Origin of the sequence: Shigella sp. FC1661, assembly GCF_001712525.1 — a bacterium.
Taxonomy (GTDB): Bacteria; Pseudomonadota; Gammaproteobacteria; order Enterobacterales; family Enterobacteriaceae; genus Escherichia; species Escherichia coli.
Window position 1 is genome coordinate 1 of sequence record NZ_MDGW01000404.1, and the last position, 816, is coordinate 816.

General features: G+C 50.0%; 1 protein-coding gene and 2 pseudogenes. 2 read left to right on the forward strand and 1 reads right to left on the reverse strand.

Annotated features, from left to right (window positions below):
* Positions 1 to 339, forward strand: a pseudogene (locus tag BFF42_RS19040) (IS1-like element IS1B family transposase); the annotation flags it as partial.
* Here BFF42_RS19040 and BFF42_RS19045 read toward each other — a convergent pair.
* Positions 340 to 468: pseudogene (locus BFF42_RS19045) on the reverse strand (DapH/DapD/GlmU-related protein); the annotation flags it as partial.
* 111 nt (positions 469 to 579) lie between these two features.
* On the opposite strand from BFF42_RS19045, the gene BFF42_RS19050 reads away from it, so the two are divergent.
* The coding region (locus tag BFF42_RS19050) for an IS1-like element transposase (RefSeq protein WP_001650043.1) at positions 580 to 816 on the forward strand (237 nt) is incomplete at its 3' end.

Below are 816 nucleotides of genomic sequence, written 5' to 3' on the forward strand. Positions count from 1 at the left end.
CAGCGCTGGCTGTTTTACGCGTATGACAGGCTCCGGAAGACGGTTGTTGCGCACGTATTCGGTGAACGCACTATGGCGACGCAGGGGCGTCTTATGAGCTTGCTGTCACCCTTTGACGTGGTGATATGGATGACGGATGGCTGGCCACTGTATGAATCCCGCCTGAAGGGAAAGCTGCACGTAATCAGCAAGCGATATACGCAGCGAATTGAGCGGCATAACCTGAATCTGAGGCAGCACCTGGCACGGCTGGGACGGAAGTCGCTGTCGTTCTCAAAATCGGTGGAGCTGCATGACAAAGTCATCGGGCATTATCTGAACATAAAACACTATCAATAAGTTGGAGTCATTACCTGGGGGCAGGTCTTTGGTAACAACGGAATTGGCAGCAATAACAGCACCATCACCTATTGCGATGCCACCTTTCAATACAACATCATTTCCTATCCAGACATCATTTCCTATAATCGGATTTTCAGGTTTGGTAATGAATGGTTTCAATGTCCAGCTACGTTCAAATTCACGGTAATGCTGCCAACTTACTGATTTAGTGTATGATGGTGATTTTAAGGTGCTTGCGTGGCTTCCATTTCCATCAGATGTCCTTCCTGCTCCGCTACTGAAGGCGTGGTGCGTAACGGCAAAAGCACTGCCGGACATCAGCGCTATCTCTGCTCTCATTGCCGTAAAACATGGCAACTACAGTTCACTTACACCGCCTCTCAGCCCGGTACGCACCAGAAAATCATTGATATGGCCATGAATGGCGTCGGATGTCGCGCCAGTGCACGCATTATGGGCGTTGGCCTCAACACG